14 protein-coding genes are annotated in these 14,888 nt (G+C 66.2%); 5 read left to right on the forward strand and 9 right to left on the reverse strand.

Going from position 1 to position 14,888, the window contains the following annotated elements; translation table 11 throughout:
* Positions 1 to 187 precede the first annotated feature (187 nt).
* Together TQ98_RS25760 and TQ98_RS25765 are read right to left on the reverse strand one after the other, a co-directional pair.
* Complete coding sequence (locus TQ98_RS25760) at positions 188 to 658, reverse strand: Rsd/AlgQ family anti-sigma factor (protein ID WP_044873172.1); 471 nt, start codon at positions 656 to 658, stop codon at positions 188 to 190.
* A gap of 327 nt (positions 659 to 985) precedes the next feature.
* The gene (locus TQ98_RS25765; protein WP_044873173.1) at positions 986 to 1,477 is read right to left on the reverse strand and encodes a disulfide bond formation protein B; all 492 of its coding nucleotides are present in this window, start codon (positions 1,475 to 1,477) and stop codon (positions 986 to 988) included.
* A gap of 109 nt (positions 1,478 to 1,586) precedes the next feature.
* Between TQ98_RS25765 and TQ98_RS25770 the strand changes: the two genes are divergently transcribed.
* On the forward strand, positions 1,587 to 2,666 hold the full coding sequence (locus TQ98_RS25770; RefSeq protein WP_044873174.1) for a sorbosone dehydrogenase family protein: 1,080 nt from the start codon (positions 1,587 to 1,589) through the stop codon (positions 2,664 to 2,666).
* 181 nt (positions 2,667 to 2,847) lie between these two features.
* On the opposite strand, the gene TQ98_RS25775 is transcribed toward TQ98_RS25770, so the two are convergent.
* The 6 genes from TQ98_RS25775 to TQ98_RS25800 all read right to left on the reverse strand — a co-directional run bounded on the left by TQ98_RS25775 (position 2,848) and on the right by TQ98_RS25800 (position 8,906).
* Positions 2,848 to 4,098 (reverse strand): heme biosynthesis HemY N-terminal domain-containing protein, encoded by a 1,251-nt coding sequence (locus tag TQ98_RS25775; protein WP_103103097.1) that lies wholly within the window; start codon positions 4,096 to 4,098, stop codon positions 2,848 to 2,850.
* The gene (locus tag TQ98_RS25780) at positions 4,095 to 5,222 is read right to left on the reverse strand and encodes a uroporphyrinogen-III C-methyltransferase (protein WP_044873177.1); all 1,128 of its coding nucleotides are present in this window, start codon (positions 5,220 to 5,222) and stop codon (positions 4,095 to 4,097) included. Before TQ98_RS25780 ends, TQ98_RS25775 begins: the two co-directional genes overlap by 4 nt.
* Positions 5,223 to 5,238: 16 nt before the next feature.
* The gene (locus tag TQ98_RS25785) at positions 5,239 to 6,009 is read right to left on the reverse strand and encodes a uroporphyrinogen-III synthase (RefSeq protein WP_044873178.1); all 771 of its coding nucleotides are present in this window, start codon (positions 6,007 to 6,009) and stop codon (positions 5,239 to 5,241) included.
* Positions 6,006 to 6,944, reverse strand: a complete 939-nt coding sequence (gene hemC / locus TQ98_RS25790; RefSeq protein WP_044873179.1) for a hydroxymethylbilane synthase — start codon at positions 6,942 to 6,944, stop codon at positions 6,006 to 6,008. Before hemC ends, TQ98_RS25785 begins: the two co-directional genes overlap by 4 nt.
* 136 nt (positions 6,945 to 7,080) lie before the next feature.
* Positions 7,081 to 7,827, reverse strand: coding sequence for a LytTR family DNA-binding domain-containing protein (locus TQ98_RS25795; RefSeq protein WP_044873180.1), 747 nt, complete (start codon positions 7,825 to 7,827; stop codon positions 7,081 to 7,083).
* Positions 7,824 to 8,906: a sensor histidine kinase gene (locus TQ98_RS25800; RefSeq protein WP_044873181.1), complete on the reverse strand. Its 1,083-nt coding sequence runs from the start codon at positions 8,904 to 8,906 to the stop codon at positions 7,824 to 7,826. The genes TQ98_RS25795 and TQ98_RS25800 overlap by 4 nt, the downstream gene beginning before the upstream one ends.
* A gap of 218 nt (positions 8,907 to 9,124) precedes the next feature.
* On the opposite strand from TQ98_RS25800, the gene argH reads away from it, so the two are divergent.
* From argH to TQ98_RS25820, 4 genes are all read left to right on the forward strand, one after another.
* On the forward strand, positions 9,125 to 10,519 hold the full coding sequence (gene argH / locus TQ98_RS25805) for an argininosuccinate lyase (protein WP_044873182.1): 1,395 nt from the start codon (positions 9,125 to 9,127) through the stop codon (positions 10,517 to 10,519).
* A gap of 221 nt (positions 10,520 to 10,740) precedes the next feature.
* Positions 10,741 to 11,019, forward strand: a complete 279-nt coding sequence (locus TQ98_RS25810; RefSeq protein WP_044873183.1) for a hypothetical protein — start codon at positions 10,741 to 10,743, stop codon at positions 11,017 to 11,019.
* 80 nt (positions 11,020 to 11,099) lie between these two features.
* Positions 11,100 to 11,342, forward strand: a complete 243-nt coding sequence (locus tag TQ98_RS25815) for a TIGR02647 family protein (RefSeq protein ID WP_044873184.1) — start codon at positions 11,100 to 11,102, stop codon at positions 11,340 to 11,342.
* Positions 11,343 to 11,447: 105 nt separating this feature from the next.
* Positions 11,448 to 14,285 (forward strand): class I adenylate cyclase, encoded by a 2,838-nt coding sequence (locus TQ98_RS25820; protein ID WP_044873185.1) that lies wholly within the window; start codon positions 11,448 to 11,450, stop codon positions 14,283 to 14,285.
* Positions 14,286 to 14,409: 124 nt separating this feature from the next.
* Here the strand turns inward: TQ98_RS25820 and rnk are convergent, their stop codons facing one another.
* Positions 14,410 to 14,817, reverse strand: a complete 408-nt coding sequence (gene rnk, locus TQ98_RS25825) for a nucleoside diphosphate kinase regulator (RefSeq protein WP_044873186.1) — start codon at positions 14,815 to 14,817, stop codon at positions 14,410 to 14,412.
* Between the last annotated feature and the right edge of the window lie 71 nt (positions 14,818 to 14,888).

Genomic DNA, 14,888 nt, shown 5'->3' on the forward strand with positions numbered 1-14,888 from the left:
GCCATTCCGCCCGCCGTGGCTTTGCGACTGATTGCCGGCACACGGTTTCTCGCTTGCGATGGGGACATGGAAATGCAAGGCCGGAAACCGGTATTGCGCCAACCGCTGCGAGACGCCAGGAAGGCTCTGGAATCAGGGGTGCAGAGGTTCTCTCGCACCCCAGCTCCGGTGCCGGGCAGGACGGTTATCAGGCCGGTTGCGAGGCCTGACCCTGGTGGGCGTTGTGCAGCACTTCGATCAGGCAGTCTTCCAGCTCGAAGCGTTCATGAAGCAACTGCCCGAGATTGCTCAGCTCGGTCGTCAGGCAGAGGTCACGGCAATCGCCGTTGTCGCAACGGTCGTTGAAGGCCAGGGCGACTTCGGTGATGACTTCGATGCGGGGATAGATTTGCTTGGCGAGGTCAAGGCCGCGCTGGTCACCGAAGGCTTTCGCCTCGTTGAGCAGTTGCTCGTAGACCTCGAAGTGCCCTGCGGAAACATAGTCCAGCAGGACCTCACAAAACCTTTGCAGCGCTTCTGCGTTGGCGCTGGGTGCCTGTGGTTTTTCGCTCAGCGAGCTGTACACGCGGATCAGCTCATGGCGCTCCTGCAGCCAGCGGTCGATCAGCTGGTGCACGCCACCCCAACGTTCCTGAGCGTTCTGGCAACTTTCGAGCATGGTGACGACCTCACTTCCCTAATTCGGTAATGCCGTTATACGTCTGCTCCGAGACGGTTTTTTGTCGACCGGTGCAAGATCCTGGGAAGACACCGCCAAAACGGCAATATTCCGGCGGCGCGTGCGGGCCAGATTATGCCCGCCGGGCAGTGCCATCAAGGCGCTGACGGGAAAAAATTCATACGGGCGTTTAAACGACAGGCCGCGGCCCGTCTGGCCGGAGACCTTGAAGGACTCGCAGGGGACGAGGGCAGAGGAAGAGGCGGGGAAACAGCGCGTTGAGGGACACGACAAAGGGCGCGCGGAGCAGCCACGCGCCCTGGATTTTCACGCGCGGCGCAGCAGCTGATAGAGGGAGAAAAGGATGCAGCCGGCGAAGGCCAGCAGGCTCCACTCGGGGATGCTCATGCCGAAGAGGGTCCAGGTCACTTCCGCACAATCGGCCGTGCCATGGAGCATGGTTTTGACGATCTCCAGGAAGGGCCACGCTTCGATCATGTAGTCGAAGCTCGGCAGGCAGGCGGGCAGTTGGTCCGCCGGCACGCTCTGCAACCAGATCTGGCGCCCGGCCGCAGCCGTACCACCCACGGAGAACAGCAGCGCAAAGGCCGCATAGACACGACGGCCGACACGCTCCGGACCATGCAGGGAGGCGATCATGCACACCACGCCGAAGGCGATGATGAAGACGCGCTGGACGATGCACAGCGGGCAGGGTTCGAGGCCGAGCGCATGCTCGAGATAAAGCGCACCGCCCATGATGGCGACGCAAGCGAGAAAGGCGAGGAAGAAGAGCGAACGCGGGCTTGCCAGAGACATGGCGGCTCCGTTGGGTTATCGGGAAGGGCGTTACGGTAGTGGAAAGGGCCTCTGGCTTTCAAGGCGACCGTCTAGGCTGGGAAGGGTTGCCTGTCCGGAGAACACCGCCATGCGTCGGCTGCTCATTCTCTCGCTGCTCCTGCTGCCCTGGCTGGCCAACGCCGCACTGCCCCTGGACCGCATCCGGCTGCCCGAGGGCTTTCGTATCAGCCTCGTGAGCGACCAGTTGCCCAACGCCCGGGAGATGACCTGGGGCGCGCGGGGCACCCTGTTCGTCGGCAGCAATGCCGCCGGCAAGGTCTATGCGTTGGACCCTGCCAGCGGCAAGGTCCGCATCGTCGCCGACGACCTACAGCTGCCGGTGGGCGTGGCCTACAAGGACGGTGATCTGTACATCTCTGCGGTCAGCCGCATCCTGCGGCTGCGCGGCATAGAGTCGCGGCTCGACTCGCCGCCGAAACCCGAAGTGGTCTTCGCGGGCTTTCCGAAGGAAACCCACCACGGCTGGAAATTCATCGCCTTCGGCCCCGACGGCAAGCTCTATGTGCCGGTCGGCGCGCCCTGCAACATCTGCGCACGAGACCCGGACGTTTATGCCGCCATCCACCGCATGAACCCTGACGGCAGCGGCCTGGAACTGGTAGCTCGTGGCGTGCGCAACTCTGTGGGCTTCGACTGGCACCCGCAGACGGGCGAGCTCTGGTTCAGCGACAACGGTCGCGACCTGATGGGCGACGACGTGCCGGACTGCGAATTGAACCGCCTGGAAAAAACCGGCCAGCACTTCGGCTTCCCCTATTGCCACGGCGGCGACGTGGCCGACCCCGAATTCTCCCAGCGCCCCTGCAGCGACTTCGTCGCCCCGGTGGCGAAGCTGGGCCCTCATGTGGCGCCGCTGGGCCTGCGCTTCTACACCGGCCAGCAGTTTCCCGAGGCGTACCGGAATAACCTGTTCATCGCCGAGCACGGCTCCTGGAACCGCAGCGAGAAGATCGGATACCGGATCAAGCGGGTGGAGCTCAATGAGGATGGCAGCCTGAAACGCCAGAGCGTGTTCGCCGAAGGCTGGCTGGAGGATGGCGAAGTCTGGGGGCGGCCGGCGGATGTGCTGGTAACGCCCGACGGCGCGCTGCTGGTCAGCGATGACTACGCCGGGGCCATCTACCGCATCGACTACGTGGGTCGTTAGACGGTGACCAGCCCGTAGGATGGGTAGAGCGGAGCGAAACCCATGCTGTCGGATCGATGGGGTGAGACCTCCACTGTGCGAGAAGTCATTCGAGAACCGGACCGCAGGCCCCACCGCTGACTGTAGCCACCGCGCAAGACGGTAACGAAAAAGGCCCGGGGATTTCCCGGGCCTTCTTGTCTCAGGCGATCTTCTCCGCCGGCAGCGGCAGGGCCGGCAGGCGCTGGTCCAACAGGCCGAGGCCTTCCTGGAACAGTTGGTTGCTGCGCTCCACTTCACCCAGCTGCGCCAGCAGGCGGGCCAGTTCGGCACAGGTCTCGGGGTCGCGGCGGGAGCTCAGGCTGCTTTCGAAATACTCCCGTGCCTTGCCCCAGAGGCGGTTGCGCAGACACAGGCGGCCCAGGGTGAGGAGCAGCGTGGCGTCGCTGGCGTGTTCCTTCAGCCAGCCCTCGGCGGTCTGCAACTGGCGCGACGGATCGCGGCCGCGCAGCAGGCCATAGAGCCGCACCAGACCGTCATCGTGACCGCGCTTGATGGCGGTACGGACCGATTCCTCGGCCTCTTCCTCGGCCCCCAGGCGACGCAGTTGCTCGGCGAACGCCAGCACCAGGCGAGGCTCGTTCCGCTGCGCAGCGGTGAGCTGCTGCCAGGCGCGCGTCAGGGGCTGCAGGGCAGTCTCCCCTTCGTTCAGGCCTTCTTCGCCAGCCTGGTACAGGCGGGCACTCCAGGCACGCAGTTCCAGCTCCGCCAGCTGGTTTTCCGGCAGCGCTTTTTCCTTGCGCAACGTCGGCAGCAAGCCCACCACCGACGCCCAGTCGTCACGCACTTCGTGCAGGTGCAGCAACTGACGCAGCACCTGGTGGTGGCGGGGATGGCGCTCGTGAACGGCGTTGAGGGTCTCCAGGGAGGCCGCCGAATCGCCACGATCCAGTTGCAGTTCCGCGTGGGCCAGGGCAATGGCCAGTTCGGCCTGCGGCTGTCGCTCGAGGGCACGCTCCAGCAGGCGCTCGGCTTCATCGCTCTGGCCGATCTTCTGCGCGGCGCGGGCAGCGCCCAGGTAGTAGATCAGCGGCTGCGGGTCATTTTCCGCGGCGCGCTTGAGGTGGCGCAGGGCACGGGCCCAGCGACCTTCGGCCAGGTCCAGCAGGCCTTGCTCGGAGGCCAGCCGGGCGCGGCGGCGGGCATTGCGCCGGGACCAGGGATTGACCACGCCACCCGACACCACCACCAGCCGAAGCAGGTAGCGCAGGCCGGTGAACAGCAGCCAGAGCGCCGTCAGCAGGGCCAGGGTTGCCCAGAGGGTGGACTCGTAGCGGAAGCCTTTGTACGCGATCAGCACGTAGCCCTTGTGCTGGGCCACCGCCATGCCGATGAGGGTGACGGCCGCGCCGATCACCAGGAGGATCAGCAGGACCTTGAGCAAGCGTTTCATTGGCCGGTCTCCTGGGCCGGCTCGGCCGCTTTCGGCTCCCCGGATTCGGCTGCCGCCCCCGGGGTGCGTTGCAGGTAGGCCTGCAGCGCAGTCAGCGCCGGAGTCAGGTCGGGCGCCTGCACTTCCACCGGCTGGCCCGCGAGTTCATCGAGGCGCGCCAGCAGGGCGCGGCTGTCGGGGTTCTCTTCGTTGAAGTGCCCCTTCAGCACCTCGCGCGCCTGGCGCAGGGAATGCTGGTAGACCTGGGTCTGGCCATGCAGGGCGCCCCACTGGGCCTGCTCCAGGGCCAGAGACAGGGCCAGGCGGACCTGGGACAGGTTCTGCCCGGACAGCAGCGGCTTGATGTCCTGGTCAGCGTTCAGTTGGATACGGAAGTAGTGGGAAAGCTTTTCCAGCCACTCGGACCAGCGACTGCCGCCATCGCCTTCGGCGGCCATGTCCAGCAGCACGCCACCCTTGTCTTCGAAGGCGGGCACCAGCGGGTTGAGCTGGGCGGCCTGATCACGCAGGGCGCCCAGTTGCAGGAAGAGGCCGGTGCGATCCGGCTGCTGGGTGCTGCGCAGGGCCACCAGGCTCTTCGCCAGCTGTTCGCGGGCGGCGTAGGCGGCGGGGTCGTCCTGCTCGCGGAGGATGTCGTCGGCGGCCTGCACCAGCGCGGTGGCGCTGTAGATGTCCTGCAGCGCCGAGAGACGCAGGCTGGCCAGGCGCAACAGGTGCTCTGCCTCAGTGAGGCGCCAGTCCTTGCGGCTGGCGCCGAGGATGGTTTCCAGACGCTGACGCAGCTGCTGCTGATCACCCTGGAGGTCCACCAGCAGGCGACGACGCTCGTCCAGCTCTGCTGCGCTGGGCAGCTCGGCCAGACGCTCGGTGAGCTGCTGCTCGCGCTGGGCCAGAGCTCGGGTCTGGCCACGGGCATCCTCGACCATGTTGAGCTGCTGCTGGTCACGGGCTTCCAGGCTGCGCACCTGCCAGAGGCCCCAGCCGCCCACGGCGATGCCGGCGGCGCCCAGCAGCAGGGCGAACAGGGCCAGGCCATTGCCTCGTGGGGCGGACGCAGCGCTGGTGGTGACGGGCTCGGTGGCTACGGTGTGTTGCTCTTGTTTCGGGGCTTCTGCTTCGCTCACGTATCCATCCTTCGCATCAAAGGGTCGGCGCTGGATGCTGCCTGAGCGCCGCCAGCAAGGCCGCGGCACTGGCGCCACGGCAATCCACAACGTTATGGGCACCCGCTTCGACGGCCTGCTCGGCCACGCGCGGGCTGGGTACGAACAAGGTGAGGCGGGCCAGGTCGGCCCAGGCATCACCGGCCAGACGCTGGAGGTTTTCCAGGCCCTGGCCACTGCTGACCACCAGGCCGTTCAGGCGTTCCGCCGCGACCCGCTGTGCCAGGGTGCCCGCCGGGTAGTCCGGCAGGCAGCGCCGGTAGAGTTCCAGATAGTCGACCGCGACGCCTTGGCCGCGCAAGCGATCGGCGAGGAATTCTCGGCCACCCTCGCCGCGCATGATAAGGACCTTTGGATCGTGGACAGCCAACGCATCCGAAAACGCTGACAACGACAGTAGAGCCTCGCTGTCATCCCCGCTGGCCGGCCAGGAAGTGGGCAAGCCGTAGTCTTCGAGAATGGCCCCGGTGGCCGCGCCAACGCTGAACCAGTGCTGTTCCGCAGGCGGCTGCGGCCAGTAGCGATCGAGCAGTTCGATGCCCAGGCGCGCCGCCGGCTTGCTCACCACCACCACCGCGCAATAGCGGTCCAGGTCGAAGATGGTGCTGCGTTGTTCCGGCGTCTCTTCCAGGGGTTCGATGGCCAACAGCGGCAAGCTGCTGCTGAAGACCTGCTGTTCGGCCAGGGACGCGGCCAGGGCTTCGCACTCCTCGCTGGGGCGCGTCAGCAGCAACCGCCAGCCCGTCACGGGTGACCGGCCTCGCCATAGATGGCCTTGAGGATGTCCCCGGCGCCCTGTTCCAGCAGCTCATCCGCCACCTTGACCCCCAGGGCTTCGGCGTCGGCGAGCGCGGCACGGGCCTCGGCGCGCAGCAACGCGCCGCCGTCGGGTTGGCCCACCAGACCACGCAGCCAGAGCTGGTCGCCCTCGATCACCGCATAGCAGGCGATGGGCACCTGGCAGCCGCCGTTGAGGTGCTTGTTCAGGGCACGCTCGGCGGTGACGCGCAGGGCGGTGGCCTCGTGGTGCAGCGGCGCCAGCAGGGCATGGATCTCGCTGTCGGCGGTGCGGCACTCGATGCCCACGGCACCCTGGCCGCCCGCTGGCAGGCTGTCTTCGACGCTGATGGAAGAGCGGATGCGGTCTTCGAAACCGAGGCGGATCAGGCCGGCGGCAGCCAGGATGATGGCGTCGTACTCACCGGCATCCAGCTTGGCCAGGCGGGTGTTCACGTTGCCCCGCAGGAACTGGATCTTCAGGTCCGGCCGGCGGGCCAGCAACTGGGCCTGGCGGCGCAGGCTGGAGGTGCCGACCACGCTGCCGGCAGGCAGGGCGTCGAGGCTGTCGAAGCGGTTGGAGACGAAGGCGTCGCGCGGGTCTTCGCGCTCGCAGATGCAATAAAGGCCAAGGCCTTCGGGGAAGTCCATCGGCACGTCCTTCATGGAGTGCACGGCGATATCGGCCTCGTTCTCCAGCAGGGCGGTTTCCAGTTCCTTCACGAACAGACCCTTGCCACCGATCTTCGCCAGGGGCGCGTCGAGCAGCTTGTCACCCTTGCTGACCATGGGCACCAGGCTGACCTTGATGCCGGGGTGAGCGTCCTCCAGACGGGCTTTGACGTGTTCGGCCTGCCACAGGGCCAGGGCACTCTTTCGGGTGGCGATGCGGATCTCGCGGGACATGGTCACTTCCGGAAACGGTGATGACCGAAATCATAACAGGCCCGCGCTCTGGCCGGGCGCGGGCGGATGTCGCGGAGCGACACTCGTTTGCGAAGAAACGCTATGGGTGGGGAGCGGGCCGACTGGCGGCAGCCCGCTAGAGGTTGTTCATCAGTTTGCGCACGCCGGCGACATGGCGGCGGCTGACGGTCAGGGCGTCGCCATTGAGGCCCTTCAAGTAGAGCTGGAAATGGCCGAGGGGGGTGCGTTGCAGACGCTCGATGCGCTCTCGGGCCACCAGGGCGTTGCGATGGATGCGCACGAAGCGGTCGCCGAACTCGTCTTCCAGCGCCTTCAGCGGCTCGTCCAGCAGGACTTCGCCGTGCTCATGGCGCAGGGTCACGTACTTGTGGTCGGCGATGAAATAGACCACCTGATCCAGGGGGATCAGCTCGATGCCTTTCCGGGTTCGCGCGCTGATGTGGCTTCGGGGACCGCTCCCGCTGACCGCGGCGGGACGGGTCAGCGCAGCGAGTTGCACGCGGTTCGGTCGCTCGGCCTTCTTCAGTGCCTCGGCGAGTGACTCGGACCGTACGGGTTTGACCAGATAGCCCACGGCGCTGACCTGGAAGGCCTCCAGGGCGAATTCGTCATGGGCGGTGCAGAAGATCACGGCCGGCGGCGCCTCTCGCTCGCACAGTCGGGCGGCTACCTGCAACCCGTCCAGGCCGGGCATGCGAATGTCGAGCAGAACGACATCCGGCTTGAGGCTGTCGATCAGGGTGAGCGCCTCCTCGCCATTGCTGGCGGCAGGCTCCAGGACACGGTACCCCTCGAGGTCGCCGACAAGACGGCTGAGGCGCTCGCGGGCCAGGGGTTCATCGTCGACGATCAGGACATTCATATCGCACGGGCTTCCTGCGTGAGTCTCGCACAAGGATAGCGTAGACAGGTGAAGTGGCGGCCGTCACGGCGCTCCACGCTGAGACTTGCCCGCGGTCCGAAAAGTGCCGTCAGACGCGCGTCGATATTGCGTAGAGCCTGCTGGGTTCCACGCGATGGCGACTGCCCCTGGACCTCTTCGTAAGGGTTGCTCACGCAGAGGCGGAACATGCCATCGCGGTAATTCGCTTCGATCCGTACCAGCCCCCCTTCGATGCGTGGCTGGATGCCATGGATCAGGGCGTTCTCCAGCAAAGGTTGCAGCGTCAACTGAGGGATGGGCAGATCGTCCGGAACTTCATCCACCTGCCAATCCAACTGTAGCCGTTCTCCGAGACGATATTGTTCGATCGAGAGATATCGTTTCGCCAGCTCCAGTTCCTCGCCCCAGTCGATCAGCGTGCCGGGCTTGGCCAGGCTGGCACGGAAGATGTCGGATAGGTCGAGCACAGCCTGCTCCGCCTTGTCCGGATCGATCACCACCAGGCTGGCGATGCTGTTCAGGCTGTTGAAGAGAAAGTGCGGGCGGATGCGCGCCTGCAAGGATTCGATGCGCGCCCTGAGCTCGGCCTGCTGCTGCTTGCGCCACTGGCTCTGCAGGTAGAAGTAGCGCAACAGCAGAGCCGACATGATCAGGCTGATGAGCCCGTGCCGCAGATAGAGATTGACCTCGCCGCTGCGCGGCAGCGGTCCACCGAGATCGAAGTAGTCCGCCACCGCGGTGCCGGCCAGGGTCAGGCCCACCACCAGGGCGCAGCACAAACCGCCCGCCAATGCCGCCCGCAGCCGCGCCAGCAGCGGACGCAACTGGCAGAGCACGGCGGCGGACAGCAGCACAATCCACTGAACGAAGAGGGAGGTCAGGGCCAGGCGCACCCAGTTGAAATTGGGCAGCATGGGCTCGGCGAGCACCAGCACCAGCACCAGCAGCTCCGCCAGCAGCACCAGGCCGAGCAGGGCCTCGGGCAGGCACAGCTCCGGCAGAAAGAAGTCGTCGTTGGCGATTTTGGAGCGCGCTTTGTGCTTCAGGCGATCTGGCATCCCGGACATTTCCCCAATGGCCCGGCAGGCGACTGGCCAGGGTCGCCGGGCAAAAGCCTGTACTGAACCATCAAATCCTCGGCGCGTCCGTGAAGGCCCCGGCATTCTGCCCTGGCTCCAACCGGACAGGCCGCGCCGGTTTTGCCGGCAACACTGTTATTATCGACGGTATTTTCCGGCCCATCGGCTTTCTTTCACCTTCCTCACCGAGTGAACCCATGAGCACCGACAAGACCAACCAGTCCTGGGGTGGCCGCTTCAGCGAGCCCGTCGACGCCTTCGTCGCCCGTTTCACCGCGTCCGTTGACTTCGACAAGCGCCTGTACCGCCACGACATCATGGGCTCCATTGCCCACGCCACCATGCTGGCACAGGTCGGCGTGCTCAGCGAAACGGAGCGCGATGCCATCATCGACGGCCTGAAGCAGATCCAGGGCGAGATCGAGGCCGGCAGCTTCGAATGGCGCGTGGACCTGGAAGACGTGCACATGAACATCGAGGCGCGTCTGACCGACCGCATCGGTGTCACCGGCAAGAAACTGCACACCGGTCGCTCGCGCAACGACCAGGTGGCCACTGACATCCGCCTGTGGCTGCGGGACGAAATCGACACCATCCTCGGTGAAATCACCCGCCTGCAGCAGGGCCTGCTCGGCCTGGCCGAAGCGGAAGCCGGCACCATCATGCCGGGCTTCACCCACCTGCAGACCGCCCAGCCGGTGACCTTCGGCCACCACCTGCTGGCCTGGTTCGAAATGCTCAGCCGCGACTACGAGCGCCTGGTGGATTGCCGCAAGCGGGTCAACCGCATGCCCCTGGGTTCCGCTGCCCTGGCCGGCACCACCTACCCCATCCAGCGCGAGATCACCTGCCAGCTGCTGGGCTTCGATGCCGTCGGCGGCAACTCCCTGGACGGCGTGTCCGACCGTGACTTCGCCATCGAATTCTGCGCCGCCGCGAGCCTGGCGATGATGCACCTGTCGCGCTTCTCCGAAGAACTGGTGCTCTGGACCAGCGCCCAGTTCCAGTTCATCGACCTGCCCGACCGCTTCTGCACTGGCTCCTCGATCATGCCGCAGAAGAAGAACCCCGACGTGCCCGAACTGGTACGCGGCAAGTCCGGCCGGGTGTTCGGTGCCCTCACCGGCCTGCTGACCCTGATGAAGGGCCAGCCGCTGGCGTACAACAAGGACAACCAGGAAGACAAGGAACCGCTGTTCGACGCCGCCGATACCCTGCGCGATTCCCTGCGCGCCTTCGCCGACATGGTCCCGGCCATCAAGCCCAAGCGCGAGATCATGCGCGAAGCGGCCCGCCGCGGCTTCTCTACCGCAACTGACCTGGCCGACTACCTGGTGCGCAAGGGCCTGCCCTTCCGCGACTGCCACGAGATCGTCGGCCACGCGGTGAAATACGGCGTGGACACCGGCAAGGACCTGGCCGAGATGAGCCTGGACGAGCTGCGCAAGTTCAGCGACCAGATCGGTGACGACGTCTTCGCCGTGCTGACCCTGGAAGGCTCGGTCAACGCCCGCGACCACATCGGCGGCACCGCGCCGAACCAGGTGCGCGCCGCTGTCCAGCGCGGCAAGGACCTGCTGGCCGCACGCTGATCGCCGTTTCGCCTCGCACCACTGGCCGGGTTCGCCCGGCCAGCTCCCCTCCTCCGGCATGAGTCAGCGGCAAACCTGCCGGGATCATCGAGGACTCACCGCAATCACGCGGCGAACCCTGCAACACCTCCGCCCCGCCTCCCGCCATCCCGCAATCACAGGGCGCCCCGCCGCGCGAGCAGGCATGGCACACTCCCGCCATCGCAACCCGGGAACCCGCCATGACCGACGATATTGATGACGGCGACGAAGCCTTCGCCGAGGCCACCCTGATCCAGGCCATCGAGAACCAGATCGAAGCCGGCGAACCGCCCGCCGCCCGCGCCACCTTCAACAAACTGACCCTGGTGGGCTACGAGCGCGAGGAAATCCTCGAGCTGATGGCCCTGGTGCTGGCCCACGAGATCAACGCCATGCTCGCGGCCGACCGCCCCTTCGACGGCGAATGGTACGAAAGGGCCTTGCGGGCACTGCCCGACCTGCCGGAAGATCAGGCCTGACCTCGCCTACACGCCAAAGACTCCAGACTCCCAGCCGGCAGCCGCCGGCCTTTGCGGTACAACAAGAACTAGGAGCGACCATGGTCTTCACCCCCGAACTCATCGCTGAATTCGAATTGCTGGCGCTGTTCAACCTGGACAACACCCAGGAGGGACTGAAAGTTCACAACAACGCCAACCCCAGAGCCCAGGCCGCCGTCATGCGACTGCATCAGAAAGGCCTGATCACCCAACCCGACGGCGGCTACCTGACCAGCCTCGGCCTCGATGCGGCCGAACACGTCCAGGCCCTGCGCACCATCCTCCTGCCCCAACCCGCCTGACGGGGTTGCCGCTCAAGTCGGCAACACTGCGGGCGATACAATGCGGACGCCTGCCGGCAGTGAAGGCTGCCGGTCGGGCTTCCAGCATCGGGACAAGAAAACAGCATGACGCGCACCCAGGAAATTCGCCCGGACATCGAAGACGGTATCGACCGTAAGGTTCTCGCGCAGCTGCGCGCCCGCTTCCTCAAGGTCAACAGTGGCCGCCTGGACCGTGCCATGCACGCGCTGTCCACCCGCCAGCAGTTGGTGCTGAAGCTGTTGCCGCTGCTGTTCCACGTCAATCACCCACTGCTGCCCGGCTATGTCTCCGGCACCACACCCGCCGGCGTGGCGGCCTTCGAGCCCGACGACGAACTGCTGGCCGAAGCCCAGCGCCTCACCCGTTCCTTCGCCTACAAGGCACGCCGCGGTCCGCAACCGACGCCCATCCACGGCCTGTTCCTGATGGGCAGCCTCGGCACCGTGGCCCAGGCGGAGCAGAGCGACATGGATATCTGGGTCTGCCACGACCCGGAGCTGGATGCCGCCGCCACCGCCGAGCTCCAGCGCAAGTGCACCGCCCTGGAGGAGTGGGCTGCCACCCAGGGGGCCGAGGCGCATTTCTTCCTGGTCGACCCGGCTCGCTTCACCCAGGGTGATCGCGAGGCGAAGCTGACCTCCGACGACTGCGGCACCACCCAGCATTACCTGCTGCTGGACGAGTTCTACCGCACCGCCATCTGGCTGGCCGGGCGCACACCGCTCTGGTGGCTGGTGCCGGTCTACGAGGAGGCGCGCTACGACGAGTACGCCCGCACCCTGCTGTCCAAGCGCTTCATCCGCGCCGACGATGTGCTGGACCTCGGCCACCTGGCGCAAATCCCGCCAGGCGAGTTCATCGGCGCCAGCATGTGGCAGCTGTATAAAGGGATCGAGTCACCCTACAAGTCGGTGCTCAAGCTGCTCCTCACCGAGGTCTACGCCAGCGAACACCCCCAGGTGGCGTGCCTGTCCCTGCGCTTCAAGGAAGCGGTCTACGCCAACCGCCTCGACCTCGACGAACTGGACCCCTACATGGTGGTGTACCGCCGCCTTGAGGAGTACCTGCGCGGGCGCAACGAACCCGAGCGCCTGGAGTTGATCCGTCGCTGCCTCTATCTGAAGGTCAACAAGAAACTCAGCCGCCCGCCGGGCAACCGCAGCAAGAGCTGGCAACGCCTGCTGCTGGAACGCCTGACCGCCGAGTGGCACTGGCAGCCGCGCCAGTTGGCGATGCTCGACAGCCGCAGCCAGTGGAAGGTACGCCAGGTGATGGCCGAACGCCGCGCCCTGGTCAACGAACTGACCTACAGCTACCGCTTCCTGTCCCAGTTCGCCCGCAACGAGCAGGCCATCGGCACCCTCAGCAGCCGCGACCTGGGCGTGCTCGGCCGGCGTCTCTACGCCGCGTTCGAACGCAAGGCCGGCAAGGTGGAATTCATTAACCCCGGAATCGCCCCGGACATCGCCGAAGACACCCTCACCCTGGTGCAGGCCCCCAGCCCGGAGGCCGAAGGCGAAACCCAGTGGGCGCTCTACCCGGGCAGTTTGAACGCCCTGGAATGGCGGGATTTCGCGCCCATCAAGCGCAGCCGGGAGCTCATCGCCCTGCTCGCCTGGTGCCACCGCAACGGCGTGATCGACGCCGGCACCCGTCTCTCCCTGCATCCGGGCACCAGCGACCTGACCGAATTCGAGCTGTCCAACCTGCTGACCAGTCTGCAGCAGGCCTTCCCCCTGCCCCTGGCCCCGGTGGATGAGAACGCCCTGCTGCGTGCCGGCGTGCCATCGGAAGTGCTGTTGCTGGTGAACGTCGGCGTCGACCCGCTGAAGCACCACAGCCAGAAAAACCTCCACCTGACCACCGAACGCACCGACGCCCTGGGCTATTCCGGGGTGCGCGAGAACCTGGTGCTGACCATCGACCAGGTGACCCTGAACAGCTGGAATGAAATGCTGGTGACCCGCTACGACGGCCCCGACGCCCTGGTCGCCTGCCTGCGGGACTACCTCAACAGCCTGCCTGCCGGTGGCGGCCAGGCGGCTCTGCGGGTGCGCTGCTTCTGCCGCAACCGCGCCCAGGCGATCAGCCAGCGGGTGGAGGAATTGTTCGGCGATGCCCAGGCGCTGCTCAACGTCGCCGGTGTGCCGCGCTTCCTGTTGCAGATCCAGCAGCGTTTCCATGTGTTGCAACTGGAGCCGGGACAGGTCGCCCACGCCAGCCTGGCGGACCTGCCGGCACTGGTGGAACACCTGGGACGCGACCTGCCGGGTTACAGCCCGCTGCAACTGGACCGCCATGCCCTGACAGACCACGACCTGGCGGTGATTCTGCCGCTGGGCCGCGCCAACTGCATCCAGGTGTTCTACCGCCAGGACGGTGACAGCGCCGAGATCAGCCTGCTCGACGAGCACAACGCCCTGTGGCGCCAGCGCCTGCCCTTCCGCGACGAACAGAGCCTGCTGACCCCGCTGCATCGTTTCCTGCAGTCCTTGCTCTACCGCCGCAACGCCCTGCTGCCGCTGGACAGCCCCCAGCCAGCACCGTCGCCGGAAATCGCCTACTACGAGGTGGTGCGTCAGGGCCGCCAGCTTGAACGCCGCGCGCCGCCTTCCGCCGGGGTGACCCATCCCTTCTACGACGTGCAGGCCATCGTCGAGCCGGCCGAGCCGGGCACCGTGCACGTCACGCTGTACTGCAACCACCGGGAATTCTCCGAACTGGAGTACGGCAGCGGACTGTTCGCCGCCGTGGCCCGGCACATCCTCGCCCAGCGCCGCTCGCCGGAGCGCTACCCCTGCTACATCACCGACCTCGACTTGTCGCGGGTGCAGGGCAAGGGCCACGCGCAGACGGTCCACTACCTGCGCTACAAGGTGGAGCTGGAGGAAAGGTTGAACAGGGCATTGCGGGATAGCTGATTCAGCTCTGCAGGCCCCGTAGGATGGGTGGAGCGGAGCGATACCCATGCGGACAGGGCTGATGGGTATCGCAAGCTCCACCCATCCTACGAACTACCCATCCTACGAACTGCCGCAGGGCGGATCAGCGGGCGTATTCGCCAGCCGCCTCGGGCTGGTACTCGACGTCCAGCAGGGTCAGCTTGAGGGTCTTGCCACCCGGCACAAGCCAGTCGATGTGCTGGCCGACGGACAGGCCGAGCAGCGCGCAGCCCACCGGGGCGAGGACGGATACCTTGCCCTCGCCACCCGCTTCGTCCGGATAGACCAGGGTCAGGTGGTAGTCCTTGCCGCTACCTTCCTCACGGCAATGCACCCGCGAATTCATGGTGACGACGCCCGGCGGAACCTCCTCATGGCCGACCACCTGGGCGCGAGCCAGCTCGCGTTCCAGCGCCTCGGCGGCGGGGCCGAACTCCTCCAGGCTGTCGAGCAGGCGCTCCAGGCGTTGCAGGTCGAGACGGGTGATGGTGATGGACGGCTGGGTGTTCATGGCGAACGCGCGACTCCTTGTTCTGGTTGCGAAAAAAGCGAAACCCCGCCCGAAGGCGGGGTTTCAGATTC

Source organism: Pseudomonas sp. LFM046, assembly GCF_000949385.2.
Taxonomy (GTDB): domain Bacteria; phylum Pseudomonadota; class Gammaproteobacteria; order Pseudomonadales; family Pseudomonadaceae; genus Metapseudomonas.

Bases quoted from the DNA above. Each gene is read 5' to 3' on its own strand.
- TQ98_RS25760 (WP_044873172.1), bottom strand. From the start codon at position 658: ATGCTCGAAAGTTGCCAGAACGCTCAGGAACGTTGGGGTGGCGTGCAC.
- TQ98_RS25765 (WP_044873173.1), bottom strand. From the start codon at position 1,477: ATGTCTCTGGCAAGCCCGCGTTCGCTCTTCTTCCTCGCCTTTCTCGCT.
- TQ98_RS25770 (WP_044873174.1), top strand. From the start codon at position 1,587: ATGCGTCGGCTGCTCATTCTCTCGCTGCTCCTGCTGCCCTGGCTGGCC.
- TQ98_RS25775 (WP_103103097.1), bottom strand. From the start codon at position 4,098: ATGAAACGCTTGCTCAAGGTCCTGCTGATCCTCCTGGTGATCGGCGCG.
- hemC (WP_044873179.1), bottom strand. From the start codon at position 6,944: ATGTCCCGCGAGATCCGCATCGCCACCCGAAAGAGTGCCCTGGCCCTG.
- TQ98_RS25795 (WP_044873180.1), bottom strand. From the start codon at position 7,827: ATGAATGTCCTGATCGTCGACGATGAACCCCTGGCCCGCGAGCGCCTC.
- TQ98_RS25800 (WP_044873181.1), bottom strand. From the start codon at position 8,906: ATGCCAGATCGCCTGAAGCACAAAGCGCGCTCCAAAATCGCCAACGAC.
- argH (WP_044873182.1), top strand. From the start codon at position 9,125: ATGAGCACCGACAAGACCAACCAGTCCTGGGGTGGCCGCTTCAGCGAG.
- TQ98_RS25810 (WP_044873183.1), top strand. From the start codon at position 10,741: ATGACCGACGATATTGATGACGGCGACGAAGCCTTCGCCGAGGCCACC.
- TQ98_RS25815 (WP_044873184.1), top strand. From the start codon at position 11,100: ATGGTCTTCACCCCCGAACTCATCGCTGAATTCGAATTGCTGGCGCTG.
- TQ98_RS25820 (WP_044873185.1), top strand. From the start codon at position 11,448: ATGACGCGCACCCAGGAAATTCGCCCGGACATCGAAGACGGTATCGAC.
- rnk (WP_044873186.1), bottom strand. From the start codon at position 14,817: ATGAACACCCAGCCGTCCATCACCATCACCCGTCTCGACCTGCAACGC.